This window comes from Fructilactobacillus myrtifloralis (assembly GCF_024029335.1).
Classification (GTDB): Bacteria; Bacillota; Bacilli; order Lactobacillales; family Lactobacillaceae; genus Fructilactobacillus; species Fructilactobacillus myrtifloralis.
In genome coordinates, this window is sequence record NZ_CP097116.1 from 49,483 (window position 1) to 72,022 (window position 22,540).

At 48.7% G+C, this 22,540-nt stretch carries 23 protein-coding genes and 1 other annotated feature; of the genes, 18 read left to right on the plus strand and 5 right to left on the minus strand.

Translation table 11 applies throughout. The features are described 5' to 3' along the window. Positions 1 to 18 precede the first annotated feature (18 nt). The 8 genes from M3M35_RS00270 (at position 19) to M3M35_RS00305 (ending at position 6,575) form a co-directional block, all read left to right on the plus strand. Positions 19 to 246, plus strand: coding sequence for a DUF1146 family protein (locus tag M3M35_RS00270; RefSeq protein ID WP_252750039.1), 228 nt, complete (start codon positions 19 to 21; stop codon positions 244 to 246). 20 nt (positions 247 to 266) lie between these two features. Continuing rightward, complete coding sequence (gene murA / locus M3M35_RS00275) at positions 267 to 1,538, plus strand: UDP-N-acetylglucosamine 1-carboxyvinyltransferase (protein ID WP_252750040.1); 1,272 nt, start codon at positions 267 to 269, stop codon at positions 1,536 to 1,538. 66 nt (positions 1,539 to 1,604) lie between these two features. After that, positions 1,605 to 2,630: a rod shape-determining protein gene (gene mreB, locus M3M35_RS00280; protein WP_252750041.1), complete on the plus strand. Its 1,026-nt coding sequence runs from the start codon at positions 1,605 to 1,607 to the stop codon at positions 2,628 to 2,630. A 5-nt stretch (positions 2,631 to 2,635) separates the two neighbouring features. Continuing rightward, positions 2,636 to 2,890 (plus strand): membrane protein insertion efficiency factor YidD, encoded by a 255-nt coding sequence (yidD, locus tag M3M35_RS00285; RefSeq protein WP_252750042.1) that lies wholly within the window; start codon positions 2,636 to 2,638, stop codon positions 2,888 to 2,890. Position 2,891: 1 nt separating this feature from the next. Beyond that, a complete protein-coding gene (locus tag M3M35_RS00290; protein WP_252750043.1) occupies positions 2,892 to 3,101 on the plus strand; it encodes a DUF2969 family protein in 210 nt (69 codons plus the stop codon). 29 nt (positions 3,102 to 3,130) lie between these two features. Next, positions 3,131 to 4,327, plus strand: coding sequence for an FtsW/RodA/SpoVE family cell cycle protein (locus M3M35_RS00295; protein ID WP_252750044.1), 1,197 nt, complete (start codon positions 3,131 to 3,133; stop codon positions 4,325 to 4,327). Positions 4,328 to 4,419: 92 nt separating this feature from the next. Next, the gene (locus M3M35_RS00300) at positions 4,420 to 5,559 is read left to right on the plus strand and encodes a D-alanine--D-alanine ligase family protein (protein WP_252750045.1); all 1,140 of its coding nucleotides are present in this window, start codon (positions 4,420 to 4,422) and stop codon (positions 5,557 to 5,559) included. Between the two features lie 119 nt (positions 5,560 to 5,678). Beyond that, positions 5,679 to 6,575 (plus strand): helix-turn-helix domain-containing protein, encoded by an 897-nt coding sequence (locus M3M35_RS00305; protein WP_252750046.1) that lies wholly within the window; start codon positions 5,679 to 5,681, stop codon positions 6,573 to 6,575. Between the two features lie 13 nt (positions 6,576 to 6,588). Here M3M35_RS00305 and M3M35_RS00310 read toward each other — a convergent pair whose 3' ends face one another. From M3M35_RS00310 to rpsD, 5 genes are all read right to left on the minus strand, one after another. After that, positions 6,589 to 7,077: a universal stress protein gene (locus M3M35_RS00310; protein ID WP_252750047.1), complete on the minus strand. Its 489-nt coding sequence runs from the start codon at positions 7,075 to 7,077 to the stop codon at positions 6,589 to 6,591. Positions 7,078 to 7,153: 76 nt separating this feature from the next. Continuing rightward, the gene (locus tag M3M35_RS00315) at positions 7,154 to 7,435 is read right to left on the minus strand and encodes a hypothetical protein (protein WP_252750048.1); all 282 of its coding nucleotides are present in this window, start codon (positions 7,433 to 7,435) and stop codon (positions 7,154 to 7,156) included. Next, positions 7,428 to 8,735, minus strand: coding sequence for a replication-associated recombination protein A (locus M3M35_RS00320; RefSeq protein ID WP_252750049.1), 1,308 nt, complete (start codon positions 8,733 to 8,735; stop codon positions 7,428 to 7,430). Before M3M35_RS00320 ends, M3M35_RS00315 begins: the two co-directional genes overlap by 8 nt. Positions 8,736 to 8,757: 22 nt before the next feature. Beyond that, on the minus strand, positions 8,758 to 9,204 hold the full coding sequence (locus M3M35_RS00325) for a YueI family protein (RefSeq protein ID WP_252750050.1): 447 nt from the start codon (positions 9,202 to 9,204) through the stop codon (positions 8,758 to 8,760). A 102-nt stretch (positions 9,205 to 9,306) separates the two neighbouring features. Continuing rightward, positions 9,307 to 9,912, minus strand: a complete 606-nt coding sequence (rpsD, locus tag M3M35_RS00330; protein WP_252750051.1) for a 30S ribosomal protein S4 — start codon at positions 9,910 to 9,912, stop codon at positions 9,307 to 9,309. Between the two features lie 331 nt (positions 9,913 to 10,243). On the opposite strand from rpsD, the gene ezrA reads away from it, so the two are divergent. From ezrA to M3M35_RS00380, 10 genes are all read left to right on the plus strand, one after another. After that, positions 10,244 to 11,953, plus strand: coding sequence for a septation ring formation regulator EzrA (gene ezrA / locus M3M35_RS00335; RefSeq protein WP_252750052.1), 1,710 nt, complete (start codon positions 10,244 to 10,246; stop codon positions 11,951 to 11,953). Positions 11,954 to 12,019: 66 nt separating this feature from the next. Continuing rightward, entirely contained in the window at positions 12,020 to 13,165 is a 1,146-nt protein-coding gene (locus M3M35_RS00340; RefSeq protein ID WP_252750053.1) for a cysteine desulfurase family protein, read from the plus strand. A 34-nt stretch (positions 13,166 to 13,199) separates the two neighbouring features. Then, positions 13,200 to 14,423 (plus strand): tRNA uracil 4-sulfurtransferase ThiI, encoded by a 1,224-nt coding sequence (gene thiI / locus M3M35_RS00345; protein WP_252750054.1) that lies wholly within the window; start codon positions 13,200 to 13,202, stop codon positions 14,421 to 14,423. Positions 14,424 to 14,457: 34 nt separating this feature from the next. Then, complete coding sequence (gene tpx / locus M3M35_RS00350) at positions 14,458 to 14,952, plus strand: thiol peroxidase (protein ID WP_252750055.1); 495 nt, start codon at positions 14,458 to 14,460, stop codon at positions 14,950 to 14,952. Between the two features lie 58 nt (positions 14,953 to 15,010). After that, positions 15,011 to 15,214: a binding site (T-box leader), on the plus strand. A 54-nt stretch (positions 15,215 to 15,268) separates the two neighbouring features. Further along, the gene (locus tag M3M35_RS00355; RefSeq protein WP_252750056.1) at positions 15,269 to 17,950 is read left to right on the plus strand and encodes a valine--tRNA ligase; all 2,682 of its coding nucleotides are present in this window, start codon (positions 15,269 to 15,271) and stop codon (positions 17,948 to 17,950) included. A 52-nt stretch (positions 17,951 to 18,002) separates the two neighbouring features. Continuing rightward, positions 18,003 to 19,304: a bifunctional folylpolyglutamate synthase/dihydrofolate synthase gene (locus M3M35_RS00360; RefSeq protein WP_252750057.1), complete on the plus strand. Its 1,302-nt coding sequence runs from the start codon at positions 18,003 to 18,005 to the stop codon at positions 19,302 to 19,304. Between the two features lie 101 nt (positions 19,305 to 19,405). Further along, positions 19,406 to 20,410, plus strand: coding sequence for a rod shape-determining protein (locus tag M3M35_RS00365; RefSeq protein WP_274706363.1), 1,005 nt, complete (start codon positions 19,406 to 19,408; stop codon positions 20,408 to 20,410). Between the two features lie 87 nt (positions 20,411 to 20,497). After that, the gene (gene mreC / locus M3M35_RS00370) at positions 20,498 to 21,313 is read left to right on the plus strand and encodes a rod shape-determining protein MreC (RefSeq protein WP_338030043.1); all 816 of its coding nucleotides are present in this window, start codon (positions 20,498 to 20,500) and stop codon (positions 21,311 to 21,313) included. Between the two features lie 12 nt (positions 21,314 to 21,325). Next, complete coding sequence (gene mreD / locus M3M35_RS00375; protein ID WP_252750060.1) at positions 21,326 to 21,847, plus strand: rod shape-determining protein MreD; 522 nt, start codon at positions 21,326 to 21,328, stop codon at positions 21,845 to 21,847. 13 nt (positions 21,848 to 21,860) lie between these two features. Continuing rightward, positions 21,861 to 22,538: a septum site-determining protein MinC gene (locus M3M35_RS00380; RefSeq protein ID WP_252750061.1), complete on the plus strand. Its 678-nt coding sequence runs from the start codon at positions 21,861 to 21,863 to the stop codon at positions 22,536 to 22,538. Positions 22,539 to 22,540 lie beyond the last annotated feature (2 nt).

The following is a 22,540-nucleotide window of genomic DNA, read 5'->3' on the forward strand; positions in this document are numbered from 1 at the left end:
AATTGGAGGAAGATTAGCATGAATGGATTTGGGTTACAGGCTTTGATTAGCATTATTAGTCAGTTATTTTTTGTCATTTTGGCTTTTTGGGCCATCCAAGGAATTCATTTTGAACGGTTTGTTCCCATCAAAGAGCAACAGGGAAAAGTGTTACTGGTGCTCCTAGCGTTGGGACTGGGCTCTTTGAGCAGTAATTTCTTTCTCTCCTTTATTGATAACTTAAAAAACTTACAATTTTTATTTTAAACCGACTGGGAGAAGAAAAGATGGATAAAATTATTGTACGCGGTGGCAACCGCTTATCCGGAAGTGTTCACATCGAGGGAGCAAAGAATGCCGTGCTCCCCATTTTAGCCGCCACGATTTTAGGTAGTGAAGCACAGAGTGTGATTACAAACAGTCCAATTCTTTCGGATGTGCACGTGATGAACGAAGTGTTGCGGAGTTTGAATTTACAGGTTGATTTTGACGAAAATCACAATCAAATTACGGTGGATGCGACCGGATCAATTAGTAGTGAAGCACCCTTTGAATACGTATCGAAAATGCGGGCTTCGATTGTGGTCTTGGGACCACTGTTAGCGCGGCTGGGTCAGGCTCGGGTGGCCCTGCCCGGTGGTTGTGCAATTGGATCACGCCCGATTGACATCCACTTAAAGGGTTTTGAGGCCATGGGAGCCACGATTGAGCAACACGAAGGTTACGTAGAAGCAAGTGCACCCAATGGCTTACAGGGAGCCGAAATTTACTTTGATTTTCCAAGCGTGGGAGCGACCCAGAACGTCATGATGGCGGCGACGCTCGCTCATGGCACTACGGTGATTAAAAATGTGGCCCGAGAACCAGAAATCGTCGATTTGGCGGACATGTTAAACGACATGGGGGCCCACATCACGGGGGCCGGTACCGATACGATCACCATTGAGGGAGTAACTAAGCTCCATGGCGTTCACCATGAAGTGGTGCAGGACCGGATTGAGGCGGGGACCTTTATGGCGGCCGCAGCGGTGACGAAGGGGAACGTTCTGGTTGAACATGCGATTGTTGAACACAACCTTCCGTTTATCGCCAAACTGCGGGAGATGGGCGTAACCGTCACCCAGGAGGAACAAGGGGTGCGCATCATTGGCCCTGACACCTTACAACCAGTTGACGTAGAAACCGCGCCGTATCCAGGTTTTCCAACCGACATGCAACCGCAGATGACCGTCTTACAACTGGCGGCTGACGGGGTCAGCACGTTAACCGAAAATGTGTTTGAAAACCGATTTATGCACTTGGATGAATTACGGCGGATGAACGCCAAATTTGAAATCAAGGGGAATACCGTAGTAATGCACGGTCCCACTCATTTTGAAGGGGCTGAAGTGGCCGCCACGGATTTACGGGCAGCAGCAGCGTTGATTATGGCCGGCCTAATTGCCACGGGGGTTACACACATCACTAACCTGCAGTACCTAGATCGAGGGTACTATGAAATTGAAAAGAAACTCCGCCACCTCGGGGCAAACATTGAACGGGTTTCCACTGGGAACTAGCGGTCTGAAACGATAATTATGGTATAATTTACACAATTAGCGAAAGTGGGAAAGGAAGAACAAAAGATGGCCCAAGATATTGGAATTGACTTAGGAACAGCCAACGTGCTGGTATCGGTAACGGGAAAGGGAGTCGTGTTAAACGAACCTTCCGTCGTTGCAATTGATACGAAAACGAACAAGGTGCTGGCAGTCGGAAAAGAAGCCTACGAAATGGTCGGCCGGACACCTGGCAACATTAAAGCCATTCGGCCGTTAAAGGATGGGGTAATCTCTGACTTTGACGTGACGGAAGCGATGTTGAACTACTTCATTAAAAAATTAAGCGTTAAGGGCATGGTTTCCAAACCGAAGGTAATGATTTGTGCCCCAACCAACATTACGAACATTGAGCGGAAGGCGATTATCGAAGCCGCCCAAAAATCGGTTGGAGGCGAGGTCTTTTTAGAAGAAGAACCTAAAGTGGCTGCCATTGGAGCGGGGATGGACATCTTCGAACCCACTGGGAGTATGGTGATTGATATTGGTGGGGGAACCTCTGACATCGCCGTCGTTTCGCTCGGAGACATCGTGGCTAGTAAGTCACTGAAGTTAGCCGGCGACGTGATGAACCAAGACATCGTGGATTACATGAAACGGACCCATAACATCGTCATTGGGGAACACACGGCCGAAAAAATTAAGAAAACGATTGGAACTGCCAAGGCAGATCCAAACGACATCAAAGAAATTGAAGTTCGGGGCCGAGATGCCGTTAGTGGAATGCCGATTTCCGTTAACATCAACAGTACGGAGATTGCTGATGCCATCCATACGTCCGTCCAGATGATTATTAACGCTGCGAAGAGCGTCTTAGAAACGATTCCACCGGAATTAGCGGCCGACATCATTGATCGGGGGGTTATGCTTACCGGAGGGGGCTCCATGTTAAATAACATTGACGTGGTAATTTCGGATGCCCTGACGGTACCAGTAATGGTGTCTGAAGATCCACTCGAAAACGTTGCTAAGGGAGCTAGTTCCCTACTGGAACACATTGACACGGAAAAGAAGCCGAAAAAGAGCTTTAGCTTGTTTGGTCGAAATAACTAGCGACCATGCAAACCCTGTTAGTGAAGTTAATTAAAGCTTATCAAGTCGGCATTTCAGCGCATACGCCCCCCACGTGTCGTTACCAACCAACGTGCTCGCACTATACCCAAACCGCCATTGAACGCTTTGGAAGCTGGCGGGGGTTACTGATGGGAGGAGCCCGGATTTTACGGTGTAATCCCCTGGTGCGCGGGGGCTTTGATCCAGTGCCGACGCGCTTTCAACTGCGGCGCACCCAGAAAACCCGGAATGGAGGCTAGAATGAGTCGCAAGGAAAAACAAATTGAATTAGAAGTGGTTGCTACGCCTAATCACGAAAACTTAGTCCAGATTAAGGGGCACACCGTTGGAAAAATCGTGCCGAATGCGGATAAGTTTGATTGTTACGTAGGTGAGCAAGTGTTTCACGAAAAAAACGAAGCGGACGCCTTACAACAGGTGATTCGTGAATATAATTTACATCAGAGATAACCGATAACTGAGATTAAGGAGAGTTAATCGTGTTTCAAAGAAAACAAGTGCAAGATGGTGATCGAATTGATTGGAGCATCATTTTTTGCGTACTGATGTTAGCCTTGGTCGGGCTTGGCTCGATTTACGTGGCCGTTTCGCATGATACCGGAGGCGTATCGGTGGTTCGAACCGTGGTTTCCCAGCTAGTGTGGTATGTAATTGGAGCGGTGGCGGTAGTCGTCATTATGCAGTTTGATTCCCAACAACTTTGGAAGATTGCGCCCTACGCTTATTGGTTTGGAATTTTCCTCCTGTTCGTCGTCCTGTTTCTATACAGTCGGGCGTACTTTGCGCAAACCGGAGCCAAAAGTTGGTTTGCCCTCGGGCCGTTTACCTTCCAACCCTCTGAAATTATGAAGCCGGCGTACATTTTGATGGAAGCCCGGGTTATCGCGGATCACAATAGCGAATATCCGATTCATACGGTTCGAAGTGACTGGAAACTGATTGGTCGGATGTTTCTATGGACGTTACCCGTCATTGTGTTGTTAAAACTGCAAAACGACTTCGGGACGACCGTGGTGTTCCTGGCCATTTTAGGGGGACTATTAATTGTTTCGGGGATTACCTGGAAAATTTTAGCGCCCGGGATCATCGGGTTTGTGACCCTCGTGACGACCGCGGTCTTGCTGGTGGTAACCAGTGGTGGACGAGCTATCTTAGGGCACCTCGGCTTTCAACAGTACCAATTTGAACGAATTGATAGCTGGTTGCATCCAGCGTCTGATTCCAGTAACCAAGGATTCCAACTGTGGCAAAGTATGAAGGCAATTGGATCCGGTGGCCTAACTGGAACCGGCTTTAACGTGTCTCATGTGTATGTGCCCGTGCGAGAATCCGATATGATTTTCTCCGTCGTTGGAGAAAACTTTGGGTTTATCGGCGGGACATTACTGATTCTGTTATACTTTCTCTTGATTTATGAAATGATTAAAGTGACGTTCCAAACTCGCAACGTCTTTTATGCCTACATTTCAACGGGAGTAATTATGATGATCCTCTTCCACGTCTTTGAAAACGTGGGGATGAGCATCGATCTGATTCCGATGACGGGGATTCCGTTGCCGTTTATCAGTCAAGGGGGATCAGCCCTCATCGGGAATATGATTGGGATTGGGTTGATCATGTCGATGCAGTATCACAATCAAAATTCGATGTTTAGTAACGTTAAACAATTTTCGTAAAAAGTCTGCTCCGGCAGGCTTTTTTTGTTTTTGCTTTGCGCTTTAAAAGTGGTATACTTAAGGTTCAAAAACAGACGAATGGGAGAACAGAAATGACAGAGAACAAGCAACACATTGCGCTATTATTTGGTGGAGATTCTTCTGAACATGACGTATCCAAACGGTCTGCGCATAACATCTATGATGCGATGGATCGGGACCGATACGACGTGAGCCTCTTTTTGGTAACTAAAAGTGGCATGATTTTAGACGATGCCGCTTCGCACCGGGTGTTTGCAGGTGAAGATGAAGATGCCGTTGCTGCGGAAGTACTGCCCCAGTTAGACACGGCTAATCCGTTGGCACCAATTCTTAATCTGGATAGTACGAAGCACATCGATGTCTTTTTCCCCATTATTCACGGGAATTTAGGGGAAGATGGGACCATCCAAGGATTGTTACGGTTATTGCAAAAACCCTACGTTGGAAGTGGGGTGCAAGCCTCAGCACTGGCGTACGATAAGGATTTAACCAAGAAGATTTTGACGGCTACCGGCATTCGCAATACCAAGTATGTGTTAGTTACACCTGACACTGCGGCCGAGTGGAGTTACGCCAAGGTCAGTGAGCAGATTGATTCCCAGTTGTTATTCATTAAACCAGCCCGGCAGGGTTCCTCAATCGGGATCCACAAGGTTACGAATGACGCCGAATATGCGGCTGGCTTACAGGATGCGCTCCGGTACGACGATAAAGTGCTGGTGGAAGAAGCCATTAATGGTCCAGAAGAGGTGGAAATTTCTATCCTCGGAAACGAAGACCCACAGGCATCTAAAATTGGTGCGATTAAAGTGCCAGCAGAAGACGCCTTTTACACCTACGACAATAAGTTCGTGGATGCCAGCGCGGTTGAATTTACGATTCCCGTTGAATTACCAGCACCAGTGCGCGACGAAATTACGGAAATGGCCCTCGGTGCCTTTCGGGCGTTGGAGCTAAAGGGGATGGCGCGAATCGACTTCTTGGTATCAAAAGATTTAACTCCCTACCTAGGAGAAGTCAACACCTTGCCTGGTTTCACGAACATTTCGTTATATCCCCAGCTATGGGAAGCTTCCGGAATTAGTTATTCCGAGTTGATTGACCGCTTGATTGAACTGGCAAAGGCTGAATTTGTGCGCCAGGGTAAAATTTTACATGATTTTAAACCGCTAACGTTAACTGATCAAGATAAAGTTTATGACGCTGACTAGCGCTTAAAAAGGCATCGTGGTTCATCACCACGGTGCCTTTTTTGGTTGACAAGGGGGCTAAAATCAAGGATAATAATATTTATTTTTTGAGATAAACTAAACTTTGGAGGAATAGAGGAATGTTGGTTTTCCCCACCGATAAATTATTAGCCGAGCTCAGCCAGTTGATTAGAACGCGGCGTCAGCAACTACACTTATCCCAAGCAGAATTAGCGAAGGGGATTTGCACCCAAACCACCATTAGTACCCTGGAGAACGGGACGCACTTTTCTAAGTGGGAATTGGTGCCCAAGCTATTAGAGCGCCTGCACGTCGACCAACAGGAATTAGAACATGCAATGCAGCCCCAGGTAGCTGCTGGCGAACAACAGCTTCAGCAGATCGAAACGGCGCTGTTGCAGTTTGATTTTAACCAGGCCAGTGCGCAACTCAACGCCATTCGGCGTGAAAATCTGGATACGAAGGCCCAACTAAGTCGCTACTATTGTTATCAAGGCCTATTGAAAGTGGTCGTAGACTCTGAACTGGATGATGCGATTGTGGCCTTTGATTTGGCGTTAAGTCGGAACACCCCGCGGCACCATTCGTTAACCTGGGGCTGGGTTTACCTAGGCGAAGCGCTGACCTACCAACGAATGCACCTGACGAAGCGGGCGAAGCGCTCGTTACAAAAGGCGTTTGGTGAATTACAAGCCCTCACTCAAGTTGTAACGGTCCCCCTCACCACGGTGGTGAAATTTGGCCTAGCGGTTGCCACCTTAGGATTACTGTTACATCTGGATGCCGAAACGCAGGTCGGATGCCAGCGCTTACGCCACCGGTTGCAAGCCCATTATTCGTACTATTGTTTAGCCGACTTGTACTACCTGGAGGGACTTAGTTTACAAGCCACGGGCCAGGTGCAGGCGGCCAATCGGTTGTTAACTCGGGCAGATCAATTGGTGCATCTAAAGAATAACAGTAAGTTTGAACGGCTTATGCACATTTACCAACAAAAAAGTCCTGAACTGGAGTAGTTCAGGACTTTTTTTAGTGACTTTGTTTGCCAAGGTCATGTTCCGAAATGAGCTGATTTTGGAGGTTAGTTTTAACTACCAAAACATCACAAGGAGCGTTGCGGGTCACATATTCAGTGACGGATCCAATCAGAAGACGGGCCACGGCATTTAAGCCGGTAGCGCCCATGATGATTAAATCAACTTTTAAGGTTTGGGGTAACTCCTTGGCAATGATGGTTTTGGGAGCTCCGTATTCAATCGAATAATCAACGTCAGTTAACCCGGCGTCGTGGGCCGTTTGGAGGGCCTTTTCTAAGCGGGTTTTGCTCTTCGTGGTAATTTCATCCACAATGCTAGTATCAAAGCTAGAGATATCCTGGTAAGCCCGGGTATCAATGGCATGCACCAAGTGGAGGTGGGCATGATTGCGTTTCGCAATGGCCACGGCTTTTTCAAACGCGAGTTCAGCACCGTAAGAACCATCAACGGGAACTAAGATTTCATTGTATTCTTGTAACATAAATAATCACCTCATTTAGAGTAGCACCTTACTGAACCACCTTTATTTTAACGCTCTTTGGCGGAAATAACAGCGCCTAACGGTTCATAAAGGGGATTAGGCAGAATTCGGGAATTAAGCACCCGCCACAACCTGCAATCAAGGCAATTACCAACAGAATTTGATTGTCCAGGCAGACGGCAATCACCGTCAATAGGGCAATTAGCAGTAGGACACTGCCGCTAATGCGGAGGATGCGTTGTAAAGCTGGGTAGCGTTCGGGATGAAACAGCAGAAAGGGCCGCTTTTGGTGGCGTAAAAAATAACTGCCATTCACGGCAAGGAGAGCTGCAAAGACAAGGGCTAAGCCATTAATCATGATGATCCTCCTGATCCTGGGTTTTGGAAGTTGGATAGTGTTGAGCCTGCCATAACTTCTGGTACTGTTCGGCATACGCCCGCTCCATTTTCCCCGTTTCCTTAGGTTGGTAGTACTGCGCGTCCTTTAACTGGTCGGGCAAATACTGCTGGTTGACCCACCCGTTTTTAAAGTTGTGTGGGTACTGGTAACCAGTGTGTCCCAATTCTGCCGCGCCTTTAAAGTGAGCATCGCGCAGATACGGCGGAATGGCACCGTAATTACCGGACCGGACGTCCGCTAGAGCACCCTGCATGGCAGCCATGGCGGAATTGGACTTGGGAGAAAGCGACAGTTCAATCAGGACGTTGGCAACTGGAATTTGGGCCTCCGGAAGGCCCACGCGTTCGGCAGCTTGGAGGGCAGTGACGGCCCGCGCCGCAGCCGGGGGATTGGCTAAGCCGACGTCTTCGTATGCAATGACTAAGAGACGTCGGATGAGCGAGGTTAAATCGCCCGCTTCAATTAAGCGGGCCGCGTAGTGCAGAGCAGCATTGGGATCAGAGCCGCGGACCGACTTTTGTAGGGCCGACAGGACGTTATAGTGGGCGTCACCGCCTTTATCCTGGGTGAGCGCCTGTTGTTGTAAACAGGCCTCGACGTCACTAAGGGTAACCTGAATCTGCCCGTCGGTTTTGGGCGTTGAGCGGACGGCGAGTTCAAGTGCATTGAGCGCGCTCCGCAAATCACCATTGGTGCGGTGACTGAGGAAGTTACGTGCATCGTCGGCCAGGACGACGGGTTCATTCCCAAGCCCACGCTCGGGATCTTGTAACGCCCGGTCAATCGCTTTGTTGATGTCAGCACTAGCCAGGGGATGGACCGGAAAGATCTGGGTCCGGGACCGAATGGCGGGACTAATGTTAATGTACGGGTTCTCGGTGGTCGCTCCGATTAAAATAATTTGGCCACTCTCTAACAGGGGGAGGAGAAAATCCTGCTTGGTTTTATCCAAGCGGTGAATTTCGTCTAACAGGAGGACGACCGTCCCACTCATTTTGGCTTCCTCTGCGACAATTTGCAGGTCTTTTTTGGTGTCCGTTGCGGCATTTAGCGAGCGAAACGCATACTGAGATGACCCGGCAATGGCACTAGCGATGCTCGTCTTTCCCGTTCCGGGCGGTCCATAGAGAATCATCGAGGAGAGGAGGTGGGCCTTAACCATGCGGTTGATGATTTTGCCCGGCCCCACTAAGTCAGCTTGACCTACGATTTCTTCAATTTTAGTTGGTCGCATGCGATAGGCAAGTGGTTTTTGCATATTCAAGCCTCATTAGAAACGATTAGTGATGAAAAAGACGATGCCAAAATGAAGGAGCCTTGTCAGATTTAGCGGTGGTTTCTGTGGTTGCTTTAAATTGGACGTCGGCAACGTTAATTGCCGTCGCAGCTGCCACCACAATCCCAGCTTGTTCCGGTTCCGTCCCATATTCGGCACTGTTTTTTAAAGTATACTTGGCGTGCAGACTCGCTGCAATTTTGAGGTAGGGACTCTGGTCCGCTTGGGGTAAATTACCGTTAATTAGTAACCCGTAATCAGAGTGGTCCTTTAGGAGCGCTTCGACCTGGGTCGGTGCATCGGGATTAGTAACGGCTGCTACGGGAATCACCAGGGCGACGCGTTCACGAAAGGTTCCAAGGTAGCGGCGCTGTTCATCCGGATTAATTTGGGGGGTGCCACCATTGATGGCCTGATCCAATCGGTCTTGAACATTATTTTCATTTGGCATGATTGTTCTCCTTTAACATGGTTGTTTGGGTTTCATTGTAACATCAAACGCCGGATAACAAAAAAAGCGACCTCGCAAGAGATCGCTTTGAGCGGCACTTTTTTAACGGTTGTAAAATTCAACCACTAGAGAAGTGTCAATGTTAGCATTCAATTCATCTGGTTGTGGTAGGCGCGTTAAGGAACCTTCCAACTTATCAGCATCGAAAGAAACGTAAGTTGGGCGACTAACTACCGCTTCAACAGCTTCCTTGATGATGGCTAAGTTCTTGGACTTTTCGCGAACCCCAATTACTTGACCAGGTTCAACTTCGTAAGAAGGAATGTCAACGCGTTTGCCGTCAACCGTAATGTGACCGTGGTTAACTAATTGCCGTGCTTGACGACGAGTAGTAGCTAAACCTAACCGGTACACAACGTTATCAAGCCGTTGTTCCAACTTAATTTCGAAGTTATCACCGTGCTTACCTTCCCGAATCTTACCAGCCTTTAAGAAAAGGGAGTAAAATTGACGTTCCGTTAAGCCGTACATGTAACGCATCTTTTGCTTTTCACGGAGTTGAATCCCATATTCAGAAAGCTTTTGACGCCGACCTTGACCGTGCATACCAGGAGCGTAAGGACGACGTTGTAATTCCTTACCAGTTCCTGATAAAGAAATACCAAGACGCCGAGAAATTCTCCAGCTTGGTCCAGTATATCTAGACATAAATAAATCCTCCAATAAAATAATTTGGAGTAAAATAACCAAATGTACATTTAGTATTCGTGCATATCTCTCAGAACTTTCACCTTAGCAGCCGGTGGGTTACTAATTAAACTATTCTAATGATAGCAAAGACATGTTGACGAGCTTACCATGTACCGCTGCATTATTTTACACATTGACCATTCTAGGGGAATTTGGTTCCGTTGTCAATGAAAGGAGCGGTTTTTCTCGGAGGCGAGCTGCTTTACGGGGCCTTTCTATGGTATAATTCAATCAGCAACCTGAGAGCGAAAATCAGTGCACAAATCTAATTAGGCAAAGGTCGGAAATCATGTTAAACGTTATTGTTGGGATTATCGTGATTGTGGTAATTATTTACATTGCAATCGTGCTGTACCAAAAGACTTTGTTAAAGCAGGGCAAGGCCATGGAGGCGGAGTTAAACCGGCTCCAGAAACTGGATTTACCTGAGCAGTTAACCAAGGTGAAGAAGCTCGTGCTGACGGGGGACTCGCTAACGCGGTTAGAAACCGCCGAACGGGATTACGAACAGGTCCGCCAGTCTCAATTTCCCCAAATTGCCCAGGACCTAACGGCAGCAGAGCAAGCCGGCAAGGGGCTCAACTTCTTAAAAACGCGGGATGACATTGACAATGCGCACGCCGAACTCGAATCCGCCGCGAAGACCCTTGACCAGGTGCAAGCCACGCTGGTCAATCTGCAAAAAATGGAACAGAAACACCAGCAGGCCGTGGTCGAGTTACAAACGAACTACCAAAAACTACGAACGACGTTATTAAATGATAACAGTGCGTACGGTCCGGCCCTTGATGCGCTTGAACAGCAATTATCAGCCATTGAAGCCCAGTTTGCTGAGTTTACCACTTTGACGCAGCAAGGGGACCATCAAAAGGCCGAAAAATTACTGGTAGATTTAAAGGACGCAACGACGAAACTGGAACAGCAGATGCGCGCGATTCCAGAATTATACCAGTTGAATCACGTTCAGTTTGTGAACCAACTGATGGAAATCAAGTCGTCCTACGCCAAGGCAAAGGCGGAGGGCTTTTGCTTTGCAAATGACGAGTTTCCAGCGACCTTGCAAGAGTTGCACGAGGCGGTTCAGGCGAACTTAGAAAATATTAAGCACCTTGATTTGGACGTTGTCAGAGATCAGGACCAAGTGATTAGTGAGCAAATTAATGCTTTGTATGATCAACTGGAAGCCGAGATGAAGGCCCGGTTGTACGTGGATAAGCATGCCCCGGTGATTGCTCAGTTTATCCAACATGCCCACCGGCAGAATCAAGCGTTGGGCGCTGAACTAGAGAAACTCAGTCATAACTACTCCTTGGAACACGAGGAACAAGCAACTGCGACGGGACTGGGAGATCAGATTGATCTGATTAACCAAAAATATCAGGACGATCAACAGCAGATTACCGACCAGCGTGCCGTCTATTCCCAAATTGCTAACGACCTCAAGCAGTTTCAACAGGATTTAACCAAAATTGAGGAGAAGCAACGAGCTTTGAACGCTTCGATTGCGGACTTTAGTGCCGAAGAGCAACGGGCGCATCAAGTTTTAGACGATTTGACGACCGAGTTACATGCAATTCGCCGGCGGATTGATAATTTGAACCTCCCGGGCATCCCAGCTGATTACGCTGAGTACTTTGACGTTGTTGCTAACGAAGTTCAACATTTGAAAGCCACGATGAATAAAGTTAAAATCAGTATGGATGACGTACAAAAGCAGTTAACGCAGATTCAACATGACCGGGATACGTTGCAGACGAAAACGAATGATTTGATTGATCAAGCTGCGTTAGCTGAACAAGTGATTCAGTATGCGAATCGGTATGCCGCAACTAATCCCGCGGTTGCTAGTGCCATTCAAACAGCCCAACATCAGTTTGATGATGATTATCAGTACGAAGCGAGTTTAGCGACCATTGCGAATGCTCTTGACCAGGCAGAACCCGGGGCCTTCAACCGCATCGAAGAGAACTATTACAAGAACAAAGCCCAAGCAAATTAAACCAATGAGAGCCAGGTCGCAAGCATGTGCGACCTGGTTTCGTTTTTGAGGAGGAACGCAGAGAGCATGATTTACTTTGATAACAGTGCGACCACGAAGGTGGATTCATCCGTTCTAGCTACCTATCAACAGGTCAGTGAAAATTACTGGGGGAACCCGTCGAGTTTGCACAACTTTGGTGAAAAAGCCGAGCAGTTGCTCCGGCAATCACGCCGTCAGATTGCCACCCAATTAGAGGTCCAACCCACAGAAATTTACTTCACGAGTGGGGGAACAGAGGGCGATAACTGGGTTTTAAAGGGAACGGCCTTTGCTAAACGCCAGTTTGGTCGGCACTTAATTACAACCGAGGTCGAACATGACGCCGTGAAGCAGTCAATGCGGCGGTTAGCTGAACTCGGGTTTGAAATCACGTACTTGCCGGTGGACGGGGAAGGCCGGGTTAACCCTGCAGACCTCGCTGCCGCCATTCGCCCGGAGACGACCCTCGTGTCAGTGATGGCAGTTAATAACGAGATGGGGGCTGTGCAACCGTTGGACGAACTGGCAGCGGTGTTAGCCGATCATCCCAAAATTCACTTTCACGTTGATGCCGTCCAGGGAATTGGAAAGGGGCTGCACCAACTGATTTTTAACGACCGGGTTGATTTTATCACCTTTTCCGGACATAAATTTCATGCTCCCCGTGGTGTCGGGTTTATTTACGCACGGACCGGTAAACACCTCATGCCGCTTTTCGATGGTGGGGGACAAGAACGGGGACAACGGAGTGGGACAGAAAACCTGCCAGCAATTGCAGCCATGGCGAAAGCGGTCCGGCTAGTCAAGGACCACGAGGAACAAACGGTTGCCCACGAACAGGCCCTCCGCCGTGCGTTACGTGATTACCTCCAGCAGTTTGAAAAGGTTCACCTCTTTTCAGGAACCGGACCGCACTTTGCCCCGCACATCCTGTGTTTTGCAATTGAAGGGGTAAAGGGGGAAACAATCGTGCACGCTTTTGAGGAAGCTGAGATCTATCTCTCGACGACCAGTGCATGTTCGTCGAAAAAAGGGGAAACTTCTAGTACACTAAGAGCAATGGGAGTTGATCCAGAAATTGCGAAAGGCGCCGTTCGGATTTCACTCAGTGATCAAAATACGATGGCTGAGGTGGAACAGTTTAAAACGGTCTTTGCCCGGCTCTACGAGCAATTTAAAGCCCTCAGTTAAACCACCTTACGATTAAAGGAAGTGACACAAGGTAATGGAATACAGTGAAATTATGGTTCGTTACGGAGAACTCTCCACGAAGGGAAAAAACCGGAAGGAGTTTATTCGGCAGTTAGGCCAAAACATTCGCAACGTTTTAAAACCGTTTCCAGCGGTGGTCGTTAAAGCCCAACGGGATCGGTTACACGTACTTTTACACGGGCAAGCAGCGACACCAGTGCTGACGGCACTGCAGAAGGTGTTTGGAATTGAAACCTTTTCGCCGGTTGTTAAATTGCCGAAGGATGCCAGTTTGGAAACAATTCAAACGACGGCGGAAGCGATGATTCAGGAACATTATCAACCGGGACAAACCTTTAAGATTGCCACCCGGCGCCAAAATAAAAATTATCCACTTAACACTTACGGAATCGACGACGGAGTGGGGAGCTACATTTTAAAGCAGTTTCCTGAGATGCAGGTTGAAATGAAGCATCCCGACTTTAAACTCCAGATTGACGTGCGGCTGAGCGGGATTTACCTTTCGAGCGTCACCATTCCGGGCGCCCTTGGATTACCGGTAGGAACCGGCGGTCGGGCCACGATGATGTTGTCTGGCGGGATTGATTCTCCAGTAGCAGCCTACATGGCGATGAAACGGGGCGTTAAGGTGGATATGATCCACTTTTTCAGTCCGCCATACACGAGCCAACAAGCGCTTGCCAAGGCCAAGGATCTGGCAGCCAAGCTAGCCGCCTTTGGAGGCACGATTGATTTTATCCAAGTTCCCTTTACCAAAGTTCAAGAAGCCGTGAAGGAACAGGTGCCGGAGGGGTATCTAATGACGATTCAACGGCGGATGATGTTGCGGTTGGCAGCCGCCATTACGCTGGACCGGCACTGCAACGGGGTCTTTACGGGAGAATCGTTGGGACAGGTAGCTTCACAGACGTTGGAAAGCATGCGTGCCATTAACGACGTCACTTCGTTACCAGTGTTACGCCCGTTATTATCGCTGGATAAAACGGAAATCATTAAAATTGCTAGAGACATTGATACCTATGATCTGTCCATCATGCCCTTTGAAGATTGCTGTACGATTTTTACACCGCCGACCCCAAAGACCAAACCCGATCTAGAAAAAACCCGGAACTTTGAGCAATTAATTGACGTCGATGGGTTGATGAACGAGGCGCTGGCCGGGATTGAGGTTACCAAGATTAACGTTGGCGATGACTATCTCAACGCTCAAGAAGACGTGTTTGCCGAACTACTATAAAAGTTGGTGGTAAACACAACCAGGAGGAATAACCATGCAAGTGAAGTTAATGGATCAAACGGTATCGTTATTAGGAAACCCACCCGCTGTGGGGGATTTATTGCCCGATTTTACGGTGATTAACGATCAGGGCCAACCAGTTACTACGCACGATTTACTGGGCAAGCCCATGGTGCTGTGTGCGGTTCCGGATTTGAATACCGATGTTTGTAGTTTAGAAACCAAAAAATTTAACCAGCAGGCGGATCAATTTCCCAAGGCCCGGTTTGTAACAATCTCCAACAATCCTCTCGCAGAACAAACCGATTGGTGTGCGGCGGAGGGCGTGGAAAACCTTGAGATTCTGTCAGATGAACCGGGTTCGTTTGGCAAAGCAACCGGGTTGTACATTCCGAGCTTTAAACACTTGGCCCGGGCGGTGTTTGTGGTAAATGCCGAAGGGCAGATTACCTACGAAGAAGTGTTAGCACAGGTTGCATCCGAGCCGGATTATGCCGCTGCTTTAGACGCGTTACAAAAGTTGCTCTAGGAAGCGTTTAAAAGTAGTTGACGAATTTGGGAAAGTTAAGTATATTATGGAACGAATACTAAATGCAGTGAGCAAGAGGCAGTCTGCGTCGTCATTTGCAGGGAGAGAACGCTAGTGAGAAGTTCTTAATGACTGGAGACTGTGTAGCTTGGGAGCAGGGATAGCAACTTTGGTTGGTATCAACGGACGCCACCGTTATTGGTTTGAGTTGGGATTAGACTATAATCCAATTTAGGTGGTACCGCGAGCATTCGTCCTATTGTAGGGACGGGTGCTTTTTTTGTAACTCGGAAAGAGCAATAAATGAGGTGATTGCATGGACAAGCAGGAAACAGAAGCAACAACGGAAATGTCAACGAAGTTTGACCCCCATGCCGTAGAGCAGGGGATGTACCAAAAATGGGTTGACGAGGGCGTTTTTAAGCCCAGTGGTAATCAACAGGCCCAACCCTATTCAATCGTATTGCCCCCACCGAACGTAACGGGTAAGCTCCATTTAGGGCACGCGTGGAATACGACCTTGCAGGATATGCTAATCCGGCAAAAACGGATGGAAGGCTACGATACCCTGTGGCTACCGGGCATGGATCATGCGGGGATTGCCACCCAAGCTAAAGTGGAGGCCATGTTACGCGAGAAAGGGATTTCTCGCTACGACCTTGGTCGCGAACGGTTCATCCAACAGGTTTGGGAGTGGAAGGATAAGTTTGCGGCTACGATTCACGAACAGTGGGCGAAGCTCGGCCTCTCGCTTGATTATGACCGCGAAACCTTTACCCTCGATGACGGGGTTTCAAAGGCCGTGCGCAAGGTGTTCGTAGACCTCTACAATCAAGGACTGATTTACCGGGCTAAATACATCATTAACTGGGATCCGCAAGCGCGGACGGCTTTGTCAGACATTGAGGTTGAACACAAAGATGATCAGGGTGCGTTTTACCACGTTAAGTACCAATTTACTGGGGACACAACCTTTAATGGTAAAGACTACATTGAAATTGCCACCACGCGACCAGAAACCATGTTTGGGGACGTAGCGGTTGCCGTTAATCCAAGTGATGAACGGTACAAAGAACTTGTGGGGAAAACGGTGGTCGTACCATTAGTTAACCGCGAAATTCCCATTATTGCTGATCACTACGTTGATCCAGAGTTTGGGACGGGAATGGTTAAAATTACGCCGGCTCACGATTCCAATGACTTTAAAGTTGGAAAGCGCCACGATTTAGCCGAAATTAACACGATGAATGAGGATGCCTCCCTCAACGAAAACGCCGGCAAATACGAGGGAATGGATCGGTTTGCTGCACGCGAAGCGATTGCCAAGGACTTGGAAGCCGCAGGAGCGATGTTGCGGGTCGAACCAATCGTGCACTCGGTGGGCCACTCCGAACGGACTGGAGTGCAGGTGGAATCCCGTCTCTCCACTCAGTGGTTTGTTAAAATGAAGCCTCTGGCAGAAGCTGCGTTAAAGAACCAACAGACTGATGACGCCGTTAACTTCGTGCCTGAACGCTTTGAAAAGACCTTTAGTCGGTGGATGGAAGACGTGCACGACTGGGTAATTTCGCGGCAGTTGTGGTGGGGACACCGGATTCCAGCTTGGTATCACAAAGAAACCGGGGAAATGTACGTTGGTGAGACGGCCCCGAAGGATGCGGAAAACTGGGTCCAGGATCCGGATGTATTGGATACCTGGTTCTCGTCTGGACTATGGCCCTTTACGACGATGGGATGGCCGGATACAGATGCTCCAGACTTTAAACGGTACTTCCCAACTTCAACGATGGTCACGGGGTATGACTTGGTGTTCTTCTGGATTTCCCGGATGATTTTCTTAAGTCTTCACTTTACGGACCGGCGGCCGTTTAAGGACGTGCTGTTGCACGGTCTCATTAGGGATGAACAGGGGCGGAAAATGAGTAAGTCCCTCGGAAACGGAATTGATCCCATGGATGTGATTGACCAGTACGGGGCGGATGCCCTCCGGTGGTCCCTATCAACGGGAACGACTCCCGGGCAGGACGAACGGTTCAGTTACGATAAGATGGACGGTTCGTGGAAATTTGTGAATAAAATTTGGAACGCCAGTCGGTACGTGATTATGAACCTAGGTGAGATGACCAAGCCGACCCTCCCACCGGCCTCCGAATGGAATCTGGCGGATCGGTGGATCTTGGCACGGCTGAACCATACGGTGGCACACGTACGGGAAAACTACGATAAGTATAACTTTGGAGAGGCGAACCGCGCTCTGTACGATTTCATTTGGAACGATTTTTGTGATTGGTACATCGAGATGAGTAAGGAAACGCTAACGGGAGCTGACGAGCAGGCCAAAGCGAACACCCGCAACGTGCTCGCGTACGTGTTGGATCAGTTCTTACGGCTTTTACATCCCGTGATGCCGTTTGTGACGGAAAAAATATGGCTTTCGATGCCGCACGTCGGGAAATCATTAGTCACGGCTGCCTATCCAGAAGTGCACGCGGACTTTGAGAATGCAACGGCTGAAAGTGACATGGATCACCTGATTGAGATTATTAAAGCCATCCGTAACATTCGGGCGGAAGCTAACGCACCGTTGGGTCGGCCCGTGGACATTTTGATTAAGACGAACAATGACGATCTGAAACGGGTCTTAGAAACCAACCGCGAATATCTAGAACGCTTTGGGCACCCGCGCCAACTTGAAATTGGACCAGATGTGGTTGCTCCGAACCTCGCAATGACGGCCGTTGTTACGGATGCCGAGATTAGCATTCCGCTGGCAGAATTAATTGACTTGCATGATGAAGTGCAACGTTTGACTAAGGAAGTCGAGAAGTTCCAAGCGGAAGTAGACCGTGCGACGAAGAAGTTAGCTAACGAGAAGTTCGTGGCGAACGCTCCGGCAGAAGTGGTGGCAGAAGAACGGGCTAAGCAAGCTGACAACGAGCAAAAATTGGCAGCGACGCAACAACGCCTATCCGAAGTGCAAGCTGCTTTAGCAGAATAACGCAAAACAAGTCCAGATAATTCTGGGCTTGTTTTAGTGAGGAGTAAAAATGATGACAGATTACCAGGCGGCCCTGCACTACATCCACAGCCGTCCGCGGGTTCAAAAGGAAGCCTCCCAGCGCCGGATTAACGAGCTCCTGCGCCGCCTAGGCCATCCAGAACGGCAGCTTGCGACGATTCACGTGGTAGGGACCAACGGTAAGGGGTCCGTCGTGGCTTACTTACAACAATTATTACAGGCCAGCGGTCTCCGGGTGGGTACGTTTACCTCACCGTTTATCGTCCGCTTTAACGAACGGATGATGATTAATCGGATCCCCATTTCAGATGCCGAGTTAATCCGGCTGGTTGCCCACGTCAAACCACTAGTGGCCGCAATGGAAGCCCAGGATCCGACCCTGGGGCCCTCGGAATTTGAAGTGATTACTGCCTTGATGTATCAATACTTTAACGAGCAGGGGGTTGACCTAGCAATTGTGGAGGCCGGAATCGGAGGCCAATCAGATTCGACTAACGTGGCCGATCGAGCCTTGTTAACCGTGATCACGACAATTGGACTTGATCACATGCAGATTTTAGGTGACACGGTCGCGGCAATTGCGCGTGACAAGGCCGGGATGATTCGGAATCAGGTTCCCACGGTGGCCGGCCGCTTTCCTACGGATGCCAATCGCATCGTGCAGACAGTTGCCCAGCAGCACCATAGTCCTGTGCTTCAACTTGACCGGCAGTTTAGATACCAGCCCCAAACGCGCACCAGTTTTTCCTTCCTGGATTCGCAGGGCCTCATTCCGAATGTGCCAACGAGTATGCTGGGTGATTTTGAAATGGAAGACGCTGCGCTTGCGATTGCTGCGTTTCGAACGTTAAGTCAGACGACCTTGCAACTTGTTCCGGCGCAAAGTTCCCGGATAGTGCGCCAAGCAATCGTACAGACTCGCTGGCCGGGTCGGATGGAAGTGGTCCATGTTAATCCAAAGGTGTTACTGGATGGCGCCCACAATGTTCCAGCCATTAACCGGTTGTGTGAAACTCTGGCCGCGTTTCCCGAACGAACCTTGAACGTGGTGTTTGCGGCGTTTTCCGACAAACAGTTTTACCAAATGCGCACCCGGTTAGCGCAGGAACCACGGGTGCACCTGTACCTAACGACGTTTCAGGGGAGCGGGACGCGGAGCAGCGCGCCCCTGCAACCAGCGGATGCCCTTGAAGCGGAGCTAATTCCGGAGTGGAAAACGGCCGTGCAAACCGCCATGCAAGCCACTCCGGCCGACGGGATGACTATCGTGACCGGGTCCCTCTTGTTTATTGCCACCGTGCGCAACTGGTTCGTGCAAGGAGATAAACCTTAAAGAATTGCTAATAATTTCAAACGGGAACCGTAACGGCACGCAGTATGATATACTGTGATTATTAAAAAGAAATTAAATCTTATCATAAAGGGATGAACGTTTTGTTTGGATTAGGAACTAAAAACATTGGCATCGATTTAGGGACTGCCAATACACTTGTATACGTCGATGGAAAGGGAATCGTCCTCCGCGAACCTTCTGTTGTGGCAAAAAATGCAAAGACGGGTGAAATTGTGGCAGTTGGAAACGAAGCCGAAGAAATGATTGGGCGCGCTCCAGCTAGCATTGAAGTGATTCGCCCCATGCGCGACGGGGTGATTGCTGACTATGACACGACCGTTACGATGTTGAAGTACTACATCGGCAAGGCCCTGGGAAATCGGAACGTGAAGCCGTACGTAATGGTTTGTGTTCCGAGTGGCATTACGACCGTGGAAAAACGGGCCGTGATTGATGCCACCCGCGTGGCTGGTGCTCGGGACGCGTTTGTAATGGAAGAACCATTTGTGGCTGCTGTAGGAGCAGGACTACCCGTGATGGATCCGACGGGAAGCATGGTGGTTGACATTGGTGGGGGAACCACGGATGTTGCAACCCTCTCCCTGGGTGGAATTGTCTCATCACGTTCCATTCGGATGGCGGGTGACAAACTGGACGAAGCCATTGTGTCGTACGTTCGGAAAAACTACAACTTATTAATTGGCACGCCAACTGCGGAACAAGTTAAAATCAAAATTGGGTCGGCTTCGATTGAAAAAGCCCGGCAAATGGAAGGCGAAACGGTGCGCGGTCGGGACTTGTTGACGGGATTACCAAAGTCAACCGAAGTTACGGCAGAAGACGTGGCTACGGCCATTCACGAAGGCATTTTAGAGATTATTAATGCAATTAAAGAAACGCTAGAAGCTACGTCGCCAGAAATTTCTGCAGACGTAGTGGACCACGGAATTGTGTTAACTGGTGGGGGCGCTTTGATCAAGAACCTGGATGAGGTCATTGCCGACGCTACCAAGGTTCCCGTTAGCGTGGCCCAGGATCCATTGGATTGTGTGGCCATCGGAACCGGTGAATCATTAAAGAGCATGGAAGTCATGAAGAAAAAATAAAACAAATAAGCGGGCCCTCCCGCTTATTTGTTTTATAGCAGTGAATGGGAGATTGATATGCATAAGCTTTTTTCAAGCCGAAGTTTAGTGATTGTAGTGATTTGTTTAGTCCTAAGTGTCGGTTTAATTAGCGGAACGGTTGCAATTCGTAACCATCGGGCCATGCCACCGTTCTTACAAAGAATTGGCAATGATGTAGCTGGCATTGGAAATCAAACTCTGGGATTTCCGGTCGGCGTGGTCAACGGCTTTTTTGCAAATACCAATGATTTAATTAACACCTACCACGAAAATCGGATTTTGAAGGGGAAAGTGGACCAAATTGAAGCCACGCAAACCCAAAATAAGGCGCTTAGCACCGAAAATCGGCAGCTAAAACGGCAACTGAAATTGGATAAAACCCTCACGGATTACGCGAAGGTGAATGCCAGTGTAATTGCCCGGACGCCGTCTAACTGGCAACAACAGTTAATTATTAACAAGGGTCGGGTCTCCGGCATTCAAAAGAACATGCCAGTGGTGGTTAACCAAGGACTGATTGGTCGAATTAGTGAAGTTAATGACACCAATAGTAAGATTGAGTTAATCACGGATAGTGGTGACGGAGCGAACCGGTTTGCGGTGGAAGTTGCTGGGGAAAAAGGCCCAATTGATGGGTTGATTTCTGGCTATGATAATGGTCGTAACGAACTTGAAATGGGGAGCTTAACTTCCAAAGACAAGATTAAAAAGGGCGCCAAGGTCATGACGAATGGACTGGGTGGCACAACGCCGAAGGGTCTGTACGTTGGAAAGGTGACCGGAGTTTCGGGGGCCGCAAACGGAATCTCGGAACGGATTAACATTAAACCGGCAGCGGATACCCGGAGCATTGACGTGGTTTCCGTCCTCGGGAAGAAATAGGAGGAGCCCATGATGAAGCGACGAAAACATCATTTCCTGTTTCCAATCGGCTTAGTGATTGCCTTTGTCTTTGAGGGTTCGATCATGCACTTTTTTTCGACGCTCTTAGCCGGGACCTTTCCAATGGTTCCGTATTTGACCATGCTATGGTTTGTGTATGCCATCATGTTTGTGCGGGATTTGCACCAGCTCCATTTGTACTGGTGGGCCTTTGGAATCGGGATCGTGTACGATTTGTACTACATTGGCGTCCTCGGAATTTATACCTTTATTTTTCCGCTGATTGTGTACGTCACTAAGTTAATGACGACGTACATTGAAGAGAACGTTGTTAGTGGAACCTTAATCTATCTAATTGATGTGATTATTGTGTTAATATTAGGGTATGGGGCCGGACGGATTGCGCACCTGGTTTACTTCTCGGGAGTGCATTTCATGGCCTTTGCGTTTGGTCCAACGATTCTGCTGAATCTCATCATCTTTTTATTGTTGTATTATCCAGTGAGTTTGTTGTTTGACCAATATCGATCATAGGAGTTCTCGACGTATGAAAAGTGTAACGTTAAAGGGAAGCCAAACGGGCTTTCAGGTTATTATTGATGATGAAGCTGATTTTCACCAGGCAATCCACGAATTTCATGAATTGATGAACCAGTTGGCAACCAAGAATCGCGAATCGGCTGCCACTCAAATCGGCTTTACGATTTTGTCAGGGAATCGGGCGCTATCTGCGGATCAAAAGCAGGAGCTGCGTGATATCACGGGCAAGTATGGCAACTTAGTGATTACCGCCTTTCAGGCTAACGTAATGTCAAACGACGAAGCGTACCATCTGCGCGACGAAAATCGGGTGACGATTATTGATCAGACGATTCGCAACGGTCAGGACCTCCGGGTTAAGGGAGACGTCCTGTTTTTAGGGACGATTCACCGGGGCGGTCGGCTCATTACCAATGGAAACCTCTTTAGCATGGGTAAAGTGGAAGGCATCGTCCAGGTGGGTTTTCCGGTTGATGAGAGTAAACTTGCCATTGGAGATTTTCACGCAGCCCAGCAGGTCCGGATCGGCGAACAAATTGAAATCATCGCAGACCAAAAAGAACCGTTGACAGCTGATGTGCGAACGGTTGTGCACGTTAATAATTTGCATAGTATTGATTACAGTAATTTGGATAACATTAAAGCAATTAGTCCAAAATTCTTTAGTAGAATTGGAGGAATCTAACG

What these genes read in the sequence shown, in the direction of transcription:
- M3M35_RS00270 (WP_252750039.1), top strand. Translation starts at nt 19, where the DNA reads ATGAATGGATTTGGGTTACAGGCTTTGATTAGCATTATTAGTCAGTTA.
- murA (WP_252750040.1), top strand. Translation starts at nt 267, where the DNA reads ATGGATAAAATTATTGTACGCGGTGGCAACCGCTTATCCGGAAGTGTT.
- mreB (WP_252750041.1), top strand. Translation starts at nt 1,605, where the DNA reads ATGGCCCAAGATATTGGAATTGACTTAGGAACAGCCAACGTGCTGGTA.
- yidD (WP_252750042.1), top strand. Translation starts at nt 2,636, where the DNA reads ATGCAAACCCTGTTAGTGAAGTTAATTAAAGCTTATCAAGTCGGCATT.
- M3M35_RS00290 (WP_252750043.1), top strand. Translation starts at nt 2,892, where the DNA reads ATGAGTCGCAAGGAAAAACAAATTGAATTAGAAGTGGTTGCTACGCCT.
- M3M35_RS00300 (WP_252750045.1), top strand. Translation starts at nt 4,420, where the DNA reads ATGACAGAGAACAAGCAACACATTGCGCTATTATTTGGTGGAGATTCT.
- M3M35_RS00305 (WP_252750046.1), top strand. Translation starts at nt 5,679, where the DNA reads ATGTTGGTTTTCCCCACCGATAAATTATTAGCCGAGCTCAGCCAGTTG.
- M3M35_RS00310 (WP_252750047.1), bottom strand. Translation starts at nt 7,077, where the DNA reads ATGTTACAAGAATACAATGAAATCTTAGTTCCCGTTGATGGTTCTTAC.
- M3M35_RS00315 (WP_252750048.1), bottom strand. Translation starts at nt 7,435, where the DNA reads ATGATTAATGGCTTAGCCCTTGTCTTTGCAGCTCTCCTTGCCGTGAAT.
- M3M35_RS00320 (WP_252750049.1), bottom strand. Translation starts at nt 8,735, where the DNA reads ATGCAAAAACCACTTGCCTATCGCATGCGACCAACTAAAATTGAAGAA.
- M3M35_RS00325 (WP_252750050.1), bottom strand. Translation starts at nt 9,204, where the DNA reads ATGCCAAATGAAAATAATGTTCAAGACCGATTGGATCAGGCCATCAAT.
- rpsD (WP_252750051.1), bottom strand. Translation starts at nt 9,912, where the DNA reads ATGTCTAGATATACTGGACCAAGCTGGAGAATTTCTCGGCGTCTTGGT.
- ezrA (WP_252750052.1), top strand. Translation starts at nt 10,244, where the DNA reads ATGTTAAACGTTATTGTTGGGATTATCGTGATTGTGGTAATTATTTAC.
- M3M35_RS00340 (WP_252750053.1), top strand. Translation starts at nt 12,020, where the DNA reads ATGATTTACTTTGATAACAGTGCGACCACGAAGGTGGATTCATCCGTT.
- thiI (WP_252750054.1), top strand. Translation starts at nt 13,200, where the DNA reads ATGGAATACAGTGAAATTATGGTTCGTTACGGAGAACTCTCCACGAAG.
- tpx (WP_252750055.1), top strand. Translation starts at nt 14,458, where the DNA reads ATGCAAGTGAAGTTAATGGATCAAACGGTATCGTTATTAGGAAACCCA.
- M3M35_RS00355 (WP_252750056.1), top strand. Translation starts at nt 15,269, where the DNA reads ATGGACAAGCAGGAAACAGAAGCAACAACGGAAATGTCAACGAAGTTT.
- M3M35_RS00360 (WP_252750057.1), top strand. Translation starts at nt 18,003, where the DNA reads ATGACAGATTACCAGGCGGCCCTGCACTACATCCACAGCCGTCCGCGG.
- mreD (WP_252750060.1), top strand. Translation starts at nt 21,326, where the DNA reads ATGAAGCGACGAAAACATCATTTCCTGTTTCCAATCGGCTTAGTGATT.
- M3M35_RS00380 (WP_252750061.1), top strand. Translation starts at nt 21,861, where the DNA reads ATGAAAAGTGTAACGTTAAAGGGAAGCCAAACGGGCTTTCAGGTTATT.